Annotated in this window: 15 protein-coding genes; 11 read left to right on the forward strand and 4 right to left on the reverse strand. The window is 53.9% G+C overall.

Annotation, left to right across the window (positions count from 1 at the left end; translation table 11 throughout):
* Positions 1-3 precede the first annotated feature (3 nt).
* Entirely contained in the window at positions 4-879 is an 876-nt protein-coding gene (locus tag KE531_16075) for a LysR family transcriptional regulator (GenBank protein MBR9955109.1), read from the reverse strand.
* A gap of 117 nt (positions 880-996) precedes the next feature.
* Between KE531_16075 and KE531_16080 the strand changes: the two genes are divergently transcribed.
* From KE531_16080 to bcp, 4 genes are all read left to right on the forward strand, one after another.
* Positions 997-1,602, forward strand: coding sequence for an RNA polymerase subunit sigma-70 (locus KE531_16080; GenBank protein MBR9955110.1), 606 nt, complete (start codon positions 997-999; stop codon positions 1,600-1,602).
* A 168-nt stretch (positions 1,603-1,770) separates the two neighbouring features.
* Positions 1,771-5,535 carry a phosphoribosylformylglycinamidine synthase gene (locus KE531_16085; GenBank protein ID MBR9955111.1) on the forward strand — a complete coding sequence of 1,255 codons (3,765 nt, stop codon included), beginning with the start codon at positions 1,771-1,773 and terminating at the stop codon, positions 5,533-5,535.
* 283 nt (positions 5,536-5,818) lie between these two features.
* A complete protein-coding gene (locus KE531_16090; GenBank protein MBR9955112.1) occupies positions 5,819-6,793 on the forward strand; it encodes a hypothetical protein in 975 nt (324 codons plus the stop codon).
* A gap of 18 nt (positions 6,794-6,811) precedes the next feature.
* Positions 6,812-7,279, forward strand: coding sequence for a thioredoxin-dependent thiol peroxidase (bcp, locus tag KE531_16095; GenBank protein MBR9955113.1), 468 nt, complete (start codon positions 6,812-6,814; stop codon positions 7,277-7,279).
* Between the two features lie 68 nt (positions 7,280-7,347).
* Here the strand turns inward: bcp and KE531_16100 are convergent, their stop codons facing one another.
* The 3 genes from KE531_16100 to pyrB are packed head-to-tail and all read right to left on the reverse strand — an operon-like array spanning position 7,348 to position 9,430.
* Positions 7,348-8,091 (reverse strand): sulfite exporter TauE/SafE family protein, encoded by a 744-nt coding sequence (locus tag KE531_16100; protein ID MBR9955114.1) that lies wholly within the window; start codon positions 8,089-8,091, stop codon positions 7,348-7,350.
* Complete coding sequence (locus KE531_16105) at positions 8,088-8,513, reverse strand: aspartate carbamoyltransferase regulatory subunit (protein ID MBR9955115.1); 426 nt, start codon at positions 8,511-8,513, stop codon at positions 8,088-8,090. Before KE531_16105 ends, KE531_16100 begins: the two co-directional genes overlap by 4 nt.
* The gene (gene pyrB, locus KE531_16110; GenBank protein MBR9955116.1) at positions 8,507-9,430 is read right to left on the reverse strand and encodes an aspartate carbamoyltransferase; all 924 of its coding nucleotides are present in this window, start codon (positions 9,428-9,430) and stop codon (positions 8,507-8,509) included. Before pyrB ends, KE531_16105 begins: the two co-directional genes overlap by 7 nt.
* Positions 9,431-9,659: 229 nt before the next feature.
* Here pyrB and KE531_16115 point away from each other — a divergent pair, with 229 nt between their 5' ends.
* The 7 genes from KE531_16115 to pepD all read left to right on the forward strand — a co-directional run bounded on the left by KE531_16115 (position 9,660) and on the right by pepD (position 18,647).
* Positions 9,660-10,466: a hypothetical protein gene (locus KE531_16115; GenBank protein ID MBR9955117.1), complete on the forward strand. Its 807-nt coding sequence runs from the start codon at positions 9,660-9,662 to the stop codon at positions 10,464-10,466.
* 122 nt (positions 10,467-10,588) lie between these two features.
* Positions 10,589-11,509 (forward strand): ABC transporter ATP-binding protein, encoded by a 921-nt coding sequence (locus KE531_16120; protein ID MBR9955118.1) that lies wholly within the window; start codon positions 10,589-10,591, stop codon positions 11,507-11,509.
* Positions 11,506-13,383, forward strand: coding sequence for a hypothetical protein (locus KE531_16125; GenBank protein ID MBR9955119.1), 1,878 nt, complete (start codon positions 11,506-11,508; stop codon positions 13,381-13,383). The genes KE531_16120 and KE531_16125 overlap by 4 nt, the downstream gene beginning before the upstream one ends.
* A complete protein-coding gene (locus KE531_16130; GenBank protein ID MBR9955120.1) occupies positions 13,370-14,686 on the forward strand; it encodes an ABC transporter permease in 1,317 nt (438 codons plus the stop codon). The genes KE531_16125 and KE531_16130 overlap by 14 nt, the downstream gene beginning before the upstream one ends.
* A gap of 133 nt (positions 14,687-14,819) precedes the next feature.
* Positions 14,820-16,016 carry an MFS transporter gene (locus KE531_16135; GenBank protein ID MBR9955121.1) on the forward strand — a complete coding sequence of 399 codons (1,197 nt, stop codon included), beginning with the start codon at positions 14,820-14,822 and terminating at the stop codon, positions 16,014-16,016.
* On the forward strand, positions 16,017-17,174 hold the full coding sequence (locus tag KE531_16140; GenBank protein MBR9955122.1) for an iron-containing alcohol dehydrogenase: 1,158 nt from the start codon (positions 16,017-16,019) through the stop codon (positions 17,172-17,174).
* 42 nt (positions 17,175-17,216) lie between these two features.
* Positions 17,217-18,647 carry a beta-Ala-His dipeptidase gene (gene pepD / locus KE531_16145; GenBank protein ID MBR9955123.1) on the forward strand — a complete coding sequence of 477 codons (1,431 nt, stop codon included), beginning with the start codon at positions 17,217-17,219 and terminating at the stop codon, positions 18,645-18,647.
* The last annotated feature ends 140 nt before the right edge of the window (positions 18,648-18,787 follow it).

The raw sequence follows: 18,787 nt of genomic DNA on the forward strand, positions 1-18,787 counted from the left end.
CGGTTACAGCATGCTCATAAACTGCCTTGCGGCCTGGGAAACCGGCAGGGTTTCGTTGTGGGCCACCACAAGCTGGCGGGCCGGGAGCTTTTCTTCTAAATCCAGGATAAAAAGCTCGTCCTCGCCGGCAGGAATGCAGAAATCCGGGACAAAGGCGATTCCCAGTCCGATGCGGGCCAGGTCAATCAGAAGATCGTTGCTGCTCAGCTCGATCTCCGGAACCAGGTCGAGATGGGACTTCTGGAACAGGTTGTGGAGAAATTCGCTGGTGGTGCTCTTGCGGTCCAGCATCATGATGGGGCAGGCCTGAAGCTCCTGGAGGCTGACTTTTTTCCCCTTCATCGGGAAGTGGCCGGGATTTGCCACAAAGACGTCATGGAATTCCTGGATCACGCGGATGTTCTGGGTGTTGGAAAGGCCGGAATTCGGGTAGTTGGTGATGATAAAATCCACCTGGCCGTTTTCCAGGATGTGCGCGCATTCGATGGAGGTGGAATTCGTCACCTTGATATGGACATTTGGGTAAGCGCTGTGGAACCGGTTGAGGTACGGCACCAGGAAATATCGGCAGATGGTGTCGCTGGCGGCAATCCGGAGCTGGCCGCCGTTCAGGGAATTGGCCTCCAAAAGCTGGTTTTCCCCTTTCCGGATCAGGTTTAAGGCCGGCTCGATATGCTTAAACAGGATTTCACCTTCCGGGGTGAGCTGCACGCGCTTGGTGCTTCGGATAAACAGCGGCTGGCCCAGCTTTTTTTCCAGAACCTTGATGGACTGGCTGACGGCCGACTGGGAGATGAAAAGCTGTTTGGAGGCTTCGGAAAAGCTCAGAGTCCTTGCAACATAATAAAAAACTTTATATAATTCGTAATTGACATCCATTATTAGTCCTCCTTATAAGTAACGACATAGTTATTTTAACATACGGAGGGGGATTTGAAAAGAGAAACTTTGAATCCGGCAAAAAGGAAGGAGAAGATCATGGCTGAGATCAAAAAAATGAGACCAGGCGGAAAAGGAGAGCCTGCAAATGATGCGGCAGAGGCACTCTGGGAGGGGGAAGAGGAGTCCGGGGCCGAGGACATCTACCAGGTGTACATGGAGGAGCTGGCGGCAGTGGCGCCGTGCAGCGAGGAAGAGAACGAGGCGCTTTTAAAACGGATCTGCCGCGGCGACGAGGGCGCGAAGACGAGGCTCATCGAGGGAAATTTAAAGCGTGCGCTGTTTTTCGTGCAGGATTATATCAACCGGGGCGTCCCGATGGCAGATTTAATCCAGGAGGCCAGTATGGAGCTGATGCTTCTTGCCGGAGAGGGGATCGAGGGGAGCTTTGAGAAGCTCCTGGAAAGCCGGATCCGTGTGCGCCTGGACGAGGTTTTGAAGGAAGATAAGCTGGAGGCTGATATTGCAGAGGAGATGGCCGCCAGGGTCAATGTGCTCCAGGAGGTGTCGAAGCGCATGGCGGAGGAGCTTGGCAGGGAGGCGAACCTCTCGGAGCTTGCTGAGCGGATGAAGATGACGGAGGACGAGGTCCGGGAAATCATGAAAATCACCATGGACGCGTTGAGCATCAGCGGGCAGGACATGGGAGACGGCGGGCAGTAGGCAGGCTCCGCGGCGTGGACAGAAGAGTTTATAAGTACATTTAATAATTAAAATTAGTTATATTGATTTTACTTATTTATCCGATTTGTGTTATGATGGAAGAAGGAAAACAGTAGGAAGATGCCTTTTTGGGCATCGCATGTGCGTACTTTCAAGGAGGAAAGGAATATGAGCGTAAGGCGGGTATTCGTAGAGAAGAAGCCGGAATTTGCCGTAAAAGCCAGGGAACTGCGGGAGGAGATCGAAAAGTATCTTGGAATCTCCGGCCTGACCGGTGTCCGTGTGCTGGTTCGTTATGATATTGAAAATATTTCTGAGGACATATATAAAGAGGCGCTTGGAACGATTTTTTCCGAGCCGCCGGTGGACGATGTCTATGAGGGAAGCTTCCCCCACGGCGCAGACGATGTGATTTTTTCCGTGGAGTACCTGCCGGGTCAGTTTGACCAGCGGGCCGATTCCGCAGAGCAGTGCGTGAAGCTTTTAAAGGAGACGGAGGAGCCGGTCATCAAGTCTGCCGTTACCTATGTGATTTCCGGCGGGCTGACTGAGGAGCAGGCTGAGGCGGTGAAGTCCTTCTGCATCAACCCGGTGGACTCCAGGCAGGCATCGGAGGAGATCCCGGAGACGTTGGTGACGGTGTTCGAGCGTCCGGCAGACGTGGCTTCCTTCGACGGCTTCTGTGAGATGGGCGAAGAGGCCTTAAAGGAGCTTTACGGTTCCCTGAACCTGGCAATGACCTTTAAGGATTTTAAGCATATCCAGAATTACTATGTGAACGAGGAAAAGCGGAACCCCACGGTGACAGAGATCCGCGTCCTGGACACTTATTGGTCGGATCACTGCCGTCATACCACGTTCTCCACGGAGCTTAAAAACGTGACCTTCACAGACGGCGAGTACAGGGAGCCCATCCAGGCCACATACGAGAAGTACCTGGCAGACCGGGAAGTTCTTTATAAAGGCCGCGACGATAAGTTTGTCTGCCTGATGGATCTGGCTGTCATGGGCATGAAGAAGCTTCGCGCGGAAGGAAAGCTTGAGGATCTGGAGGTTTCCGAGGAGATCAATGCATGCAGCATTGTGGTGCCTGTGGAAATCGACGGAAAGACCGAGGAATGGCTCGTCAACTTTAAGAACGAGACCCACAACCACCCGACGGAGATCGAGCCCTTCGGCGGCGCGGCCACCTGCCTCGGCGGTGCGATCCGCGATCCGCTGTCAGGAAGAACGTATGTATATCAGGCCATGCGGATCACCGGTGCGGCAGATCCCACCAGGCCGTTAAATGAGACGTTAAAGGGCAAGCTTCCGCAGAAGAAGATTGTGACCGAGGCGGCCCATGGTTACAGCTCCTACGGAAACCAGATCGGCCTTGCTACGGGCTATGTAAAGGAGCTTTACCATCCGGGCTATGTGGCAAAGAGGATGGAGATCGGTGCAGTCATGGGCGCAGCGCCGAGGAAAAATGTGATCCGTGAGACGTCGGATCCCGGCGATATCATCATCCTTCTCGGCGGCCGGACCGGGCGCGACGGCATCGGCGGCGCCACCGGCTCCTCCAAGGTTCACACGGAGGCATCCATCGAAGTATGCGGAGCCGAGGTTCAGAAGGGAAATCCGCCGACAGAGAGGAAGATCCAGAGGATGTTCCGCCGCCCGGAGGTTTCTTCCCTGATTAAGAAATGCAACGATTTCGGAGCAGGCGGCGTGTCCGTTGCCATCGGTGAGCTGGCGGCTGGCCTTCTCATCGACCTGGGCAAGGTGCCGAAAAAGTATGCCGGCCTGGACGGAACCGAGCTTGCAATCTCTGAGTCCCAGGAGCGCATGGCTGTGGTCGTAGCGCCGAAGGACGTGGAGACGTTCCTTGGCTATGCCGCAGAGGAGAATCTGGAGGCTGTCACAGTGGCTGAGGTGACGAAGGAACCGCGCCTTGTGATGAACTGGAGAGGAAAGACTATCGTCGATTTAAGCCGCGCCTTCCTCGATACCAACGGCGCCCACCAGGAGGCAGACGTGACCCTTGAGACGCCGAACCGTGAGGGAAATCCCTTTGAGCGGCATGATGTGGCAGACGTGAAGGATAAATGGCTGAAGCTTTTGGGCTCCTTAAACGTATGCTCCCAGAAGGGGCTTGTGGAGATGTTTGACGCTTCCATCGGTGCCGGCACGGTGGTGATGCCTTACGGCGGAAAATACCAGCAGACAGAAATTCAGACTATGGTTGCAAAGCTTCCGGTCTTAAAGGGAAAGACGGACGCCGTCACCATGATGAGCTACGGCTTCGATCCGTATCTTTCCAGCTGGAGCCCGTACCATGGAGCCATCTATGCGGTTCTGACCTCGATGGCGAAGATCGTGGCTGCCGGCGGTGATTTTAAGAAGATCCGCTTTACATTCCAGGAATATTTTCGCAGAATGAGCGAGGATCCGAAGCGGTGGAGCCAGCCGTTTGCGGCTCTGCTCGGTGCATACAGCGCGCAGATGGGCTTTGGCCTTCCGTCTATCGGCGGAAAGGACAGCATGTCCGGCACCTTCAACGAGGAAGGCGGTGAGGAGATCAATGTACCGCCGACCCTGGTGTCCTTTGCAGTCAATGTGGCTGACGGAAAGAACGTGATTTCTCCGGAGTTTAAGAAGGCCGGAAACAAGATCATTGTGGTACGCACGGAAAAGGACGGCTTCGATATACCGGTTTACGGACAGGTGATGGAGACGTATGAAAAGCTCCAGGAGGATATCCGGGCCGGACGGGTGATTTCCGCGTATGCTGTTGAGGCAGGCGGAATTGCCGAGGCTGTCAGCAAGATGGCCTTCGGAAACCATCTCGGCGTGAAGGTTGAGCATAACCTGGATCCGAGAGACTTCTTTGCTCCGGGCTGGGGAAATCTCGTCTGCGAGGTTCCTGACGGCAAGGTGGGAGAGCTGGCCTGCACTTATACGGTCATCGGCGAAGTGACAGACAGGGCAGCCTTTGAGTACGGCAGTGTCTCCATCTCTCTTGACGAGGCATTAAATGCATGGAATGCGCCTCTGGAGAAGGTGTTCCCGACGGTTTCCGGCGTGAAGGACGAGGTTTTGGAGAACCGGCTCTTTAAGGCGGACAAAGTTTATGTGTGCAGCCATAAGATCGGCACTCCGAACGTGTTTATTCCGGTATTCCCGGGAACCAACTGCGAGTACGACAGCACGAAGGTGTTTGAGCGCGCAGGCGCAAACGTGACGGCGAAGGTGTTTAAGAACTTAAGTGCCTCCGACATCCGGGATTCCGTGGAAGAGTACAGAAAAGAAATTGCAAAAGCGCAGATCGTCATGTTCCCGGGCGGATTCTCCGCCGGAGACGAGCCGGAGGGCTCTGCAAAGTTCTTTGCGACGGCGTTCCGCAATGAGGTCTTAAAGGAAGAGCTGACAAAGCTTTTAAATGAGAGAGACGGCCTGATCCTTGGCGTATGCAACGGCTTCCAGGCGCTTATCAAGCTTGGTCTTGTGCCGGGCGGCGTCATCACGGAGCAGAACGCGGACGCTCCGACGCTGACCTACAACACCATCGGCCGCCATGTGTCCAAGATGGTGAACTTAAAGGTCGTGTCCAACAAGTCCCCGTGGCTTATGGGCACAGAGCTCGGCGGCATCTACACGAACCCGGTTTCCCACGGAGAGGGACGGTTTGTGGCGAGTGCAGAGTGGCTTAGAAAGCTCTTTGAAAACGGCCAGGTGGCGACGCAGTATGTGGATGCCGACGGGAACCCCACCATGGACGAGTACTGGAACCCCAACGGCTCCTACATGGCTATCGAGGGTATCACAAGTCCCGACGGCAGGGTCTACGGAAAGATGGCCCATTCGGAGCGGCGCGGCGACCTTGTGGCTAAGAACATTTTCGGCGAGCAGGATATGAAGATTTTTGAGAGCGGTGTGAAATATTTCCGGTAGGAAATTGCCGCCTTGTGAACGGAGAGGGCTTTTGTCCGCGGGCAGCTTGAAGGGCTGTCTGTGGGCGAAAGCCCTTTTTTCGTCAAAATTCGTCAAAAAGCCCTTCCATTTTCTGGAAGAATCCGGTATAATAGGAGAACACAAGAAAAGAAAAAGCTTGCGCAGGCACGGCCGGAGAAGATGAAATGGCCGGTGCGGGCGGAAGAAAGATACGAAAGAGAAGATTTCCTTAATGATAAGGCTGGTAACTGTTGGCAGATTTCGGAAAGGAGGTCTTATTTTTATGGTGGATCGTGAATTGCTGGAAGCCATAGGGCAGATGTTGGAGGAGAAGCTTGAGGAGAAGCTGAATGAAAAGCTTGCAGAACTGACAGAAGCCATCGACAAAAGATTCGACGAGGTGAATGCGCGGCTTGACGCGCTGGAAAGCCGAATGGACGCATTAGAAGTGCGGATGGACGCGCTGGAGAAGCGAATGGACGCGCTGGAGAGCCGGATGGACGCCCTGGAAACGCGGATGGATGCGTTAGAGAAGCGAATGGACGCGTTGGAGGCGCGAATGGACGTGCTGGAGGAGCGAATGGATGCGCTGGAAAAGCGAATGGATGCCTTGGAAAGCCGTATGGATGCGCTGGAAAAGCGAATGGATGCGCTGGAGGCCCGAATGGATGCGCTGGAAACGCGGATGGACGCGTTGGAGGCCCGAATGGACGCGCTGGAAGTCCGTATGGATGCGTTAGAAAAGAAGGTGGACGCGCTGGAAAAGCGCATGGATGCGTTGGAAGCCCGCATGGACGCGTTGGAAGCCCGCATGGACGCGTTGGAAGCCCGAATGGATGCGTTGGAAGCCCGCATGGATGTCCTGGAAGCCCACATGGATGCCCTGGAAAACCGCATGGACGCGCTCGAGAACCGTATGGATATTCTGGAAGGGCGGATGGATGTGCTGGAGAGCCGCATGGCGGCTTCGGAAAGCCGGACGGAGGTTCTGGAGACGCAGGTCTGCGGCGTGCGGCTTGATGTGGGCGAACTAAAGACGCAGATGGAAGCTATGGCGTCGAACATTGCCAGTGTGCAGGTAAATGTGGAAGGCGTCAAAGTGCGGATTGAAGCCATTAACAAAAAAGTGGAAAATCTGACGGTTGACTTCATGTCTGCAAACAGGGATATCCGCTACGAAATTAAACAGCTTCAGGATGCACAGGAAACCGTGATTACGGTGCTGGAACATAAAAAGATCCTGTCAGGGGTCGGTTAAAGAAAAGGAGACATTGCCATGCTGATGGAGGGAACAAAGGCGCCGGCGTTTTCACTGCCGGACAAGGACGGAAAAACCGTATCATTATCGGATTTTGCAGGAAAGAGAGTCGTTGTGTATTTCTATCCGAAGGACAACACGCCCGGCTGTACGCGGCAGGCATGCGGGTTTGCCGCCGCTTACCACCGGTTTGAGGAGCTCGGCGTCCCCGTCATCGGCATCAGCCGGGACAGCATGAAGTCCCATCAGAATTTTGCCGCGAAGCATGAGCTTCCGTTCCTTCTTTTGTCGGATCCGGAGCGCACGGCCATTGAGGCTTACGACGTATGGAAAGAAAAGAAGCTGTATGGAAAAGTATCCATGGGCATTGTGCGGACTACTTATGTGATTGACGAAAACGGGATCATTGAGAAAGCCATGGAAAAGGTAAAGCCGGATACCAACGCGGCTGAGATCCTGGAGTATCTGGAAAAAGAGCGGGTATAGAAAAAGTTGCGGGAGCCGCAGCCGGCCAAAGGCTTTGTCCTTGGCGGGCGTGCGGCTCCCGTTTCTCTTTAAGCGCCGGTTATGGCCAGGTTCGTACCAATTAAAGAAAGCCCCGAAAGGATCAACAGCAGAATCACACAGCGCTTTGCCTGCCGCTCCGGGATGTGCTTTTCAAAAAAGATACCGATGCCAAGCCCGGCAGCCATGAACGGCAGAAGGCAGACGGCGTTTTTTACGACATCCATAGTCATGATCCCGGTGGCTGTATAAAGCGCCAGGCGGAAGGTATTTTCCACCATGAAGACAACGCAGTTGTTGGCGCGGAACTGGCTGTGGTTTTCAGCAGTCCGACTCACATAGGCGACTAACAGAGCGCTGACGCCAAAAAGGCCGCAGAGGATGCCGGAAAGGAGGCCGACGGCGATCATAAGGACCGGGGAACCTTTCCGTTTTTTCGTGCTGCGCTCACGAAACAGCATTTCGATACCGATAAACACCACGACAAAGCCGAAAAACAGCTTGATGATTCTGGCATCGCCGAGCTTTAAAAGAAATACACCCGGGATGGAGCCCAGAATCACGAGGACGCAAAGCGGCAGGCAGATCCGCGGCTCAATCCCCTTCCGCTCAGAATATGCGATGTATATGTTGGACGGGTAGCCTAAAAGCAGGTCGATGGGAGAGATATTGATGTTGTCGGCAGAAAAGCCGGCGAGCGTCCCAAAGACAAGCGTGTTGGCGAACCCGCACATCCCCTTTACAATGTAAGCGGCCATCACAGAGCATATGATGGCCGGAGTAAACAGGTTCATCGGGAGTATTTCTCGTCACAGTACTGACAGCGGTAAATTTCTTTTTCCTTGTCAGCAAGATAGAAGATATGCGGAAGCTCCTGTTCCACGGATGTGATGCACCGGGGATTTTTGCAGTGAATGACGTTCACAAGCCGGTTGGGGAGATTCAGACATCTCTTTTCCACGATCCGGTCATCCCGGATGATGTTGACGGTGATGTTGTGGTCGATGTATCCCAGGACATCCAGATCCAGGGAATCAAGGGGGCCTTCGATTTTTATGATATCCTTTCTGCCCATCTTGCTGCTTCTGGCATTTTTAATGATTGCCACGGTACAGTCCATTTTTCCAAGCCCGAGATAGCGGTAAATTTCCATACTTTTTCCTGCCTGGATATGATCGAGAACGACACCTTCCCGGATTCCGCTGATATTTAACATGGTTTGTCCACCTCCAGTAAAGTCATGATAAGAGCCATACGGACGTAAACGCCGTACTGTGCCTGCTTAAAGTATGCGGCCCGCGGGTCGTCATCCACCTCCACGGCAATTTCATTGACCCTGGGGAGCGGATGCAGCACGTACATGTCCGGTTTGGCAAGCTTCATTTTCTCGGCATCGAGAATGTAGCTGTCCTTCATGCGGATATAGTCTTCCTCGTTGAAGAAACGCTCCTTCTGGACGCGGGTCATGTAGAGAATGTCCAGTTCCGACATGGCATCATCGAGGTTTGTCGTCTCCCTGTATTCAATATGGTTGGCATCCAGGACGCTTTCACGGATATAGTCAGGCACGCGAAGCTCCGGCGGGGAAATCAGGACAAAACGAATTCCCGGGTACCGGACAAGGGCATGGATCAGAGAGTGAACCGTGCGCCCGAATTTCAGGTCGCCGCAGAGCCCGACGGTCATGCCGCCAAGCCGCCCCTTTAAAGAACGGATCGTCAGAAGGTCTGTCAGTGTCTGGGTGGGATGCTGATGTCCGCCGTCGCCGGCATTGATAACCGGGATGGATGATTTGGAGGCAGCCACGTAAGCGGCGCCTTCCTTTGGATGGCGGATCGCACAGATGTCTGCGTAGCAGGAGATCATGCGGATGGTATCGGAAACGCTCTCTCCTTTGGCGGCGGAGCTGGAAGCCGCTGAGGAAACGCCGAGGACAGAGCCGCCCAGCCTCTGCATGGCGGATTCAAAGCTAAGCCTTGTCCTGGTGCTGGGCTCAAAGAACATGGTCGCCAAAATTCTTCCGTCACAGACATGTGCATATTTTGGGCGGTTCTTTTCGATGTCAGAAGCAAGAGAAAGAAGCTGTTCTGTCTCTTCAACAGAAAAATCAAGCGGGCTGATTAAGTGCCTCATGGAAAAAATCCCCTTTCGTCATATTGTTCCCATTATACCGGATACTCGCCGGAAATTCTACAAAAAATTGAAAAATATGATATAATAACCGCAAAGCGGTTATTATATCTGCGCAAACCGGTTTTTGCGCACGCCGCAAAAAGCCGGGCGCTAAAATCCGCCGGAGGCTCATGGCCGCGCAGCGGACATGATATAATAACCTGCATACCCACCCACACAGGAGGAAACCATGCAGAAAACATTTGAACAGATTCTTCTGGAAGGCCAGGCGGCCGGCTGCGAGACGGAAGAGGAGCTGTTCCTTTTATGGCAGCTCATGCAGCAGATGGAGGAAAATCCGGAAGGGACAACTGGCTATGCCGATATAGACAAACGGAATTTTCACATCGACGGGATCGTTTCGGAGCAGGACTTTACCGGAACCCTTTATATCTTAAAAGAGACAAATATGAAAAGCCACATCAAAAAGGGACAGAGCTTTCCTGTGATTTACGATGTCCGAAAGGATTTCCGGAGCGGGAAGAGCGCCTTTGGAGAGGCAGAATACATGGAATATCTGGCCGGTATGCAGAAAATCCTGGAGGGCGGCGAAGAAAAAGGCGTCCGGGAACTTCTGCGCCGGATCGCAGTCCTGTATCTCAATAAGCGCGGCGGAAAAGGCGCTGCCGACGAAATCAGCATGCAGTACGGCCAGTATTACATCGAATTCATCAAGCGCCAGATCCAGCTCCTAAACCCTTCAGTCATTGTCTGCTGCGGTGAGGAGATTTTCCGGCTTGTCGTCATGGAAGTCTTTAAAAACAAAAGGCGGAAACGGAACCAGGAGGAGTACATGCGCTGGAAAAATGTGGTGGAGGGCGATATCTTTTATGCCGACAGCCGTTACCGCCATACGACCGACGAAAAGCGGGCAGCCGTCCGTGTCATAAACATGTGGAACCCTGCATACCGTGTCAACAACGGCCAGTATGTGTCCTTAGAAGAATATCTTAAGGAATTTGAAGCGCGCCTCAAAAAGCCTGAAAAGAATTCGTAAGGATTATTAAGCAAATGTCTATATTCATACAGGCGGCGATTCTGTATAATGGTATCAGAACAGGCAGACGGGAGACGAAGCCCCGGCTGTCTCTTGCAGGATAAAACGACAGGAGGAAGGACATGGCCGGCGGAAACGATGGACAGGAAATGAGGGAGCCTGTGATCCAGGTGAAAAATCTCTATAAGGTCTACCGGATGGGCGACACGAAGGTCTATGCGTTAAACGGCGTGGACTTTACAATTTACAAAGGGGAATTCTGTGCCATTACAGGCCCCTCCGGCTCCGGGAAGTCCACGCTTTTAAACATGCTTGCCGGGCTGGAACACCCCAGCAAAGGGGAAATCGTCATCGCCGGGAAGCACATCGAAAAGCTCAATGAAAAACAGCTTGTAACCTTCCGGCGGGAGCGGGTCGGGTTCATTTTCCAGTCCTACAACCTGATCGGAACCATGAATGCCGTGGAAAATGTGGCCCTGCCGCTTTCGTTCCGCGGAATCCCGAAGGCGGCCCGTGTGAAGCGGGCGAAGCAGTATTTAAAGCTTGTGGGACTGGAACGGCTCACGAAAAACATGCCGAACCAGATGTCCGGCGGCCAGCAGCAGCGCGTCGGCATAGCCAGGGCCCTTGTGGTGGGGCCTCAGATTATTTTTGCCGATGAGCCGACGGGAAACCTTGACTCCAAGACGACGATGGAGGTCTTAAAGCTGATGCAGAAGATCGTCCGGGAACAGAAGCAGACGCTTGTGATGGTAACCCATGACAACAACCTGGCGACGTATGCCGACCGGATTTTTAAGATCATAGACGGCCAGATTGTCCATATCGAAGAAAACCACCGGGAAGTGGATCTGGAGGAGTTAGAAAGGGAGCGCTTCGGGGATTACAATGGAAGCGGGCCGTCCGAAAACAGGGACGGCGATATGGCCGGGGAGGAAGGCCAGGCGGCAAAAGACGGCAGTGCGCCGGAGAAAGACGCAGGACATGCTCCGGCCGGGGAGGAAACGGAAGAAAAGACAGAAGGCGGGGAAGAAAAGAAATGATAAAGTTAAAAAGGTTATGGATCCTGTTGCTGGTATTAAGTACGTTTTTGGGCGCGATGCCCCTGGAATCGTTTGCGGAGGAAGAAGATGAAGAGATTCCGCCGGTTTTCCATAAGGACGACGACAACGATGAAGTCCGTATTGTAATCGGGAAAACGCCGGAGGTAACCATCGGAAAATCTGCCTCCATCACGTTTTCCATCAAGAATACGTCGGAATCCGACTGGGTGGAGACCGAGGTCTGGATTGCCCAGGAAAGCGAATTTAAAGACTACTACGACGAAGTCGAGGATGAAGACGGCGAAACGATCAAAACCATGAACGCAACCTATCCGTTTGAGATCACGGACGAGCTCAACAAGCACCGCTCCATCGGCCCGATTAAGGCAGGCGGGAAAAAGACCGTGACGCTCCGCGGAAATATCAAAAAGAACCTTCAGGAAGGGTATTACCCCATCAAGGTGAACATCGCCAGACGCGCCAAGGGCGAGGACGCCCTGTCTTCCGAATACCAGAAGACGGTGATCGTATGGGCGGAAACCAAGACGTCCACAGGCACGACTGAGGACAATGAAGAGAGCACGGAGCCGGTAGCATTTGCACTTGGTGAGAACCAGTCTACGCCGACCGGCGTCTATAAAGAGGTTGTCAACTTCAATGTCAATCTGAGGAATACCGGTTACAAGACGGCTTTCGACGTGCGGGTGGAAATGGAACTTTCTGAGGACATCACGAAGTTCCCCTTTGAGATCAACGACGGAAACTACGACAGGTGGCTTGACAACATCAATGCCGGCCAGACCGTAGAAGTGCCGTACAGCATGGCTGTCCGCGAAGACGTAAAATCCGGCTATTTCCCGATCAAATTCAAGATCCGGTACCGGGAAGAGGAAGACGGAAGCTTTGCGGCTCCGGTGGAGGACGTTTTTTATGTGAGGATTGTCGGCGAGGACGACGAGGACGAGATCTCGGCAGACGCAGGTGAGAATGAGCGTACAAAGGCGCGTATCATCGTGGACAGCTTCGAGACGGAGCCGGCCCAGATCCTGGCCGGCCAGGAATTTACTTTAAAGGTCAAGATGAAGAATGCCTCCAGCAATATTACGGCAAGCAACATCCTGTTCACCCTGGAACCGGAGACTGTGGACAGCAGCCCTGTCTTTACGACGCCAAACGGCTCCAACTCGGTGGTGGTGAACAATCTGGCGCCGGGAGCTTCGGAGGTGCTGACAATGAATTTCTCGTCCAGCCCAAGTGCCGAGCAGCGTTCCTACACGATCACCATCAATGAACAGTACGACAGCCCGGAGTTTAAGAACGCGAAGGAGAGCGTGAAAATCGCGGTGTCCTTAAAGCAGGAAGCCAGAATGAATACGGGAACCATCGAGATCATGCCGCAGTCCATCAACGTGGGCGGCGAATCGAACATCATGTTCCCGATCAACAATACGGGAAAGGTACAGCTCTATAACGTCATGGCCGTGTTCGAGGGCGATTCGATCCAGAGGGCGGAGGCCTATGTGGGCAATATCAAACCGGGCGAGAGCGGAAACGTGGACGCCATGATTTCTGGAATTGCTCCGACCATGGATGACGGGAAAATCAAGCTTACGATTACATATGAGGATGAGAACGGTGTCGTGACGCCGGTGGAAAAGGAAATTCAGCTCATGGTTACAGAGCCCATGGTATTCGATGAACCGGATATCGACATGGGAAATGTGGATGAGATGGAAGATGATCAGTCTTTCCTCGGAAAGTATCAGCCGTATCTTGTCCCGGCGGGGATCCTGGCCGTGGTTGTGATTGCCGCGGTGGCAGCCATGATCCGGCGGAGGAAGAAGAAAGCGGGAATGGACGATGAGATTCTTTGATCTGCTCACCATGAGCATAAATAATCTGCGCCGCAGAAAGCTGAGGACCGCACTGACGGTCCTTGGCGTCATTATCGGTACGGCTTCCATCGTCGTTATGGTTTCCCTCGGCATCGGTTTAAAGGAGATGACGATGGAGCAGTACGCTTCATCCGGCAGCCTTACGAAAATTACGGTAAGCCGGAATTACAGCATGAGCAATACGGAAAATGCAGAGGACAGCTACATTGTGGACGATACGATCAAGCTGTTTTCCAGGCTTGACCATGTGCGGGCGGTGTCGCCGGTTCTCTCCGTCTATGTAAATATGCGCCAGGGGATCTATTCCAGTTCTTCAAGCCTTACGGGATTAAGCCGCGAGGGGCTTGAGGAGATCACACTGGGAAAAGGACGTCTTCCGGACAGCAATGCACAGACGATGGAGCTTGTGATCGGAAACATGGTGCAGAGGGATTTTTATAATTCCAAAACGGGCAGAGGCTATTGGGATACCGGGGAAATGCCGGACGTGGATCTCTACCAGGAGTCCTTTTTTACCACGTTCCAGTCGACGGGCAGCGAGGACAAGAAACAGAAGAAATACATTTTTCCGGCCTGCGGAATGGTAAAAGGGGGGCCGGAAGAGTACAACGAATATTCCTGGGGCATTTATACGGATGTGGAGCTTTTAAAGACGCAGCTTAAGCGTGTTTACGGAAAACAGGCGATCCCGGGACAGCCCACCAATAAAAAGGGAAAGCCATACAGCTACTTTGTCTATGACAATGCTTACGTGTACGTGGATGATATGGAAAACGTCATGAGCGTCCAGAAGGCCATTCAGGACATGGGCTACAACGCGTACAGCAACATGGAGTGGCTGGAGCAGGCCCAGAAACAGACCGACATGATCCAGGCAGTCCTCGGCGGCATCGGCGCCGTGTCCCTGTTTGTAGCGGCCATCGGAATCGCAAACACGATGATGATGTCCATCTACGAGCGGACGAAGGAAATCGGCGTCCTGAAGGTGCTTGGCTGTGCCCTGGGCGACATCCGGAGCATGTTTTTGATGGAAGCCGGTTTCATCGGCTTCATGGGAGGAACCATCGGCCTTGCTTTAAGCTATGGGATTTCCATGATTGTGAACCGGTTTCTGGGCGGAGCCATGATGGGCGTCATGTCAGACGGAGGAATCTCACGAATTCCGCCGTGGCTGTCTGGGGCCGCTGTATTTTTCGCCATTGTCATCGGTATGCTGGCCGGCCTGTTTCCGGCGCTTCGCGCCATGAGGCTTTCGCCTTTAGCCGCGATCCGGAACGAATAAATGGTTGCATCCAGGTGCGAATTTTGATATGATGGAACGGTACGGAGCGACATGCTTCGTGCCGTTTTTTTGAGCCTGAACATAAAAAAAGGCCGGAAAACGTGAAAATCTAATACGTTTGGGGGAGTTTATCTTGAGCGAGAAGACGCGAATCCGTCTGTTTTTCCTGGCATCCATCCTGTTTTGTCTTGGTGCCAACTTTGCACATCCGATCACACCTACGGTCATCCAGAATCTGGGGCTTCACGACTACATGTTTGGCGTTGCCTATGCGGGGATGGCTTCCACGAATTTCCTGTTCTCACCATTCTGGGGAAAAATCAATGTCTACTTATCCAGCAGAAAAACCATGCTGATCGGCGGTGTCGGCTACGCTGTCGGACAGATCTGTTTTGGCCTGGCCCAGACCGAGCTTCAGATTGTGCCGGCGCGAATGATCTCCGGCGCCTTTGCAAGTGCCGTATTCGTCAGCATGCTGACTTACATTGTCAACACGTCAGATGAGGAGAAGCGCGGCGTTTACCTGATTACCTCGGCCACGATCCAGAGTGTGTTCAGCGCCTTCGGCTACTTAATCGGCGGCCTTCTCGGCGAGATTTCCATCGGCCTGACCTTCGGGATCCAGGCAGCGACTCTGGCCGGGAGCGGCCTCATGTTTTATCTCGTCTGCAAGGACGATACGTTAAAATCCATGCGCGAGACGACGCCGGGAAAGCTTATGAAGGAAGCGAACCCGTTCAGTGTCTTTTTTGCAAGCCGCGAATTTATGACGGTGCTTCTTGCGACGATGTTTATCGTCAATGCACTGGCAAACATCGGCTTTACGGCTTACGAGCAGTGCTTTAACTATTACATAAAGGATCAGTTCGGCCTGACATCCGCCTACAACGGAGCCATCAAGGCGGCTGTGGGCTTCATTACCCTGGCGGCCAACGGCACCATCTGCGTGTGGATTGTCAAAAAGACCGACAGCAAGAAGTCGCTCGTCCTCGTGCTGGCGGCGGCCGCGGCGGCGATCTTTTCCGTCATCATGGCACCGGATGTGGCTCTTTTCATGGTGTTAAACCTGGTGTTCTATGCCTTTAATGCCATCAGTGTCCCGGTGATCCAGAACCTGATTGCCCAGGATGCGGAGGGGGAAAAGAGCAATGTAGTCATGGGCTTCTGCAACGCGACAAAGCATCTCGGCGGCATCATCGGCGCTCTGACGGCCGGCTTCGTCTACGGTCTCGGGCCGAAGGTTTCATTTGTATTCGCCGGCATTTCCTTTGCGGCGGCTGCGGCCGGGGTGATCTATTATAATATGAGGTACCGAAAGGAGAGAGGTTAAATGAATTCCTTTATCTACACGATCCCGACAAAAATCTATTTTGGAAAAGGACAGCTGGAACGGCTTCCGGAGATTGTTGGTGAATTCGGGAAAAAGGTGCTGATCGTTTACGGCGGCGGGAGCATCAAAAAGAATGGGATTCTGGAGCAGGCCGTTGGGCTTCTCACGAAGGCCGGCATGAGCTGCGAGGAGCTTTCCGGCGTGGAGCCGAATCCGAGGATTGGTTCCGTGCGGGAGGGCGTTAAGATCTGTCGGGAAAAAGGGATTGAAGTAGTTCTTCCCATCGGCGGCGGCTCGTCCATCGACTGCGCCAAGGTGGTGGCGGCCGGGGCCTGCTATGACGGTGATCCCTGGGATCTGGTGCTGGACGGAAAGAAGATTGAAAAGGCGCTCCCGATTGTCTCGGTGCTGACGCTGGCGGCAACGGGTTCCGAGATGGACACGTCTGCCGTGATTTCCGACATGGAAAAGGGGGACAAGCTTGGGACAAAGAGCGAGTGGATGCGCCCAAAGGCATCGGTTCTGGATCCGTCCTTTACGGTGACCGTAAACGCCTGGCACACGGCAGCCGGGACGGCCGATATCATGTCCCATATTTTTGAGGCGTATTTTTCCAACACGGAGGGCTATATGCAGGATCGAATGGCCGAAGGGCTTTTAAAGACCTGCATTGAATTCGGCGTAAAGGCTGTGGAGGAGCCGGATAATTACGAGGCCAGGGCCAACCTCATGTGGGCCAGCAGCTGGGCCATCAATGACTTTTTGAAGCTGGGAAAGGAAGTGCCCTGGTCGGTGCATCCGATGGAGCATGAGCTTTCCGCTTACTACGATATCACCCATGGAGCCGGCCTTGCGATTCTGACGCCCCACTGGATGCGCCATGTGCTCGATGACCGCACCGTGTCCAAATTCCGTACCTACGGCGTGAACGTATGGGGCATTTCGCCGGAGCTGGAGGCCCATGAGGCAGCGAATCTGGCTATCGAAAAAACGGCAGACTATTTTAAGAGACTGGGTCTTCCGTCCAGGCTTTCGGAGATGGGCATCGGCAGGGAGAAGTTTGCCCTGATGGCCGGGAAGGCGGCGAAGCGCCTGAAAGGGGCGTATAAGGAGATGTCCGCGGAAGAGATCGTGCAGATTTTTGAAGAGGCGCTGTAAAAAGACAGGCGCCGCAGCTTGTCATAAAAGGAGGGTATTGCCATGAATGTACTGGATCACGAAAAGCTTCACCAGAAATATTTCGAGGAGATGACACGGATTCCCCACGGTTCTTACCATGAGGAACAGTACGCCGATTACCTGGAGGCCTTTGCCAAGGAGCACGGGCTTTCCTATGTGCGCGACAATATGAATAACGTGATTATCTATAAGCCGGCGTCCAAGGGCTATGAGGGACACGGGGCTGTGATTCTTCAGGCCCACACGGACATGGTCTGTGAAAAGAATAACGGCTGCGCTCATGATTTTGAAAAGGATCCGCTTAAGCTTTACATCGAGGACGGGATTCTCCGTGCGGAGGGGACGACCCTCGGAGCCGACGACGGCACCGGCTGCGCCTACATGCTGGCGCTTCTCGCCTCCGACGAGCCGCATCCGCCGCTGGAATGTGTGTTCACGGTTCAGGAGGAAGTCGGCTTAATCGGCGCTTTTGCTTTAAAGAGCGAGTATTTTAAGGGAAAACGGTATGTGAATCTGGACTTCGGCGGCCATGGGATCGGCACCTGCATCACCAGCGCCGGCGGCGAGATGATTGACTTAAAAAAGAATGTGGAATTGGAGACGGCCAATGTGCCGGCGTACCGGCTTTTCGTCACGGGGCTTCGCGGCGGCCACTCCGGCGGCTGTATCGCCATGGAGCTTGGGAACGCCCTGAAAGTCGCAGGGCGGATCCTGAATGCAGTGAAAGAAGTGGCTCCGGTGCGGATCGGCGCACTCTGCGGCGGTGAAAAGAGCAACGCCATCCCGCGGGAATGCGAGGCCATTTTCGCCTGCGCCGGGAGCGAGGCAGAGATCCGGAAGGCCGCAGAGGAGATGTCTGCAAAGATTAAGAAGGAGCTGCGTGCTCAGGAGCCGGGGCTTTCCATCGAGCTTGAGGCGTGTAACGCCGGGACGCTCCTTTCCGAGGCACAGAGCGATGAGATCCTTAAGATGTTCCTTCTGTTCCCAACCGGCGTCCGCCATATGAGCGTTGAGATTGAGGCGCTTCCGACAGCCTCGGAAAATCTGGCGGCAGTGCGGCTGGAAAACGGAAGCCTTGTGTTTAAATATTCCCTGCGGGCCGAAAAGATGTCCCTGCGGGATGAGATGGAGGCAGAGCTTCTGGCCCTCGCCGGGCTTTTCGGCATGGAGGCCGAGGTATCCAGCCGGTATCCGGCCTGGGAGTTTAATCCGTCTTCGGCCATGCGGGAGACCTTGACGCGCGTCTACAAGGAGCACAGGGGGACAGAGATGGAGCTTTTAGCCACCCATGGCGGCCTGGAATGCGGCGTGTTCTGCGACATGATTCCGGGGCTCGATGTGGTGACATTGGGGCCGGAGACCGACGGGGCTCATACGCCGAAGGAGCAGATGAACCTGGAATCATTTGACAAGACGTATGATCTTTTGAAGGCATTTTTAAAGGAACTGTAACCAGCAGGTTACGGAAAGAGGCATGGAAGCGGCCTGGCGGGGAGATTCTTCGCCAGGCCGTTTCCACGTTCTTTGCAGGTGCGGCCATGCCCTGCCGCAAATAAAAATGTTGTAAAAGCACTTGAAATAGCGCCGCCGCA

The sequence above is a fragment of the Eubacteriaceae bacterium Marseille-Q4139 genome, assembly GCA_018223415.1.
Lineage (GTDB): Bacteria > Bacillota > Clostridia > Lachnospirales > Lachnospiraceae > CABSIM01.

Bases quoted from the DNA above. Each gene is read 5' to 3' on its own strand.
- KE531_16075 (MBR9955109.1), bottom strand. From the start codon at position 879: ATGGATGTCAATTACGAATTATATAAAGTTTTTTATTATGTTGCAAGG.
- KE531_16080 (MBR9955110.1), top strand. From the start codon at position 997: ATGAGACCAGGCGGAAAAGGAGAGCCTGCAAATGATGCGGCAGAGGCA.
- KE531_16085 (MBR9955111.1), top strand. From the start codon at position 1,771: ATGAGCGTAAGGCGGGTATTCGTAGAGAAGAAGCCGGAATTTGCCGTA.
- KE531_16090 (MBR9955112.1), top strand. From the start codon at position 5,819: ATGGTGGATCGTGAATTGCTGGAAGCCATAGGGCAGATGTTGGAGGAG.
- bcp (MBR9955113.1), top strand. From the start codon at position 6,812: ATGCTGATGGAGGGAACAAAGGCGCCGGCGTTTTCACTGCCGGACAAG.
- KE531_16100 (MBR9955114.1), bottom strand. From the start codon at position 8,091: ATGAACCTGTTTACTCCGGCCATCATATGCTCTGTGATGGCCGCTTAC.
- KE531_16105 (MBR9955115.1), bottom strand. From the start codon at position 8,513: ATGTTAAATATCAGCGGAATCCGGGAAGGTGTCGTTCTCGATCATATC.
- pyrB (MBR9955116.1), bottom strand. From the start codon at position 9,430: ATGAGGCACTTAATCAGCCCGCTTGATTTTTCTGTTGAAGAGACAGAA.
- KE531_16115 (MBR9955117.1), top strand. From the start codon at position 9,660: ATGCAGAAAACATTTGAACAGATTCTTCTGGAAGGCCAGGCGGCCGGC.
- KE531_16120 (MBR9955118.1), top strand. From the start codon at position 10,589: ATGGCCGGCGGAAACGATGGACAGGAAATGAGGGAGCCTGTGATCCAG.
- KE531_16125 (MBR9955119.1), top strand. From the start codon at position 11,506: ATGATAAAGTTAAAAAGGTTATGGATCCTGTTGCTGGTATTAAGTACG.
- KE531_16130 (MBR9955120.1), top strand. From the start codon at position 13,370: ATGAGATTCTTTGATCTGCTCACCATGAGCATAAATAATCTGCGCCGC.
- KE531_16140 (MBR9955122.1), top strand. From the start codon at position 16,017: ATGAATTCCTTTATCTACACGATCCCGACAAAAATCTATTTTGGAAAA.
- pepD (MBR9955123.1), top strand. From the start codon at position 17,217: ATGAATGTACTGGATCACGAAAAGCTTCACCAGAAATATTTCGAGGAG.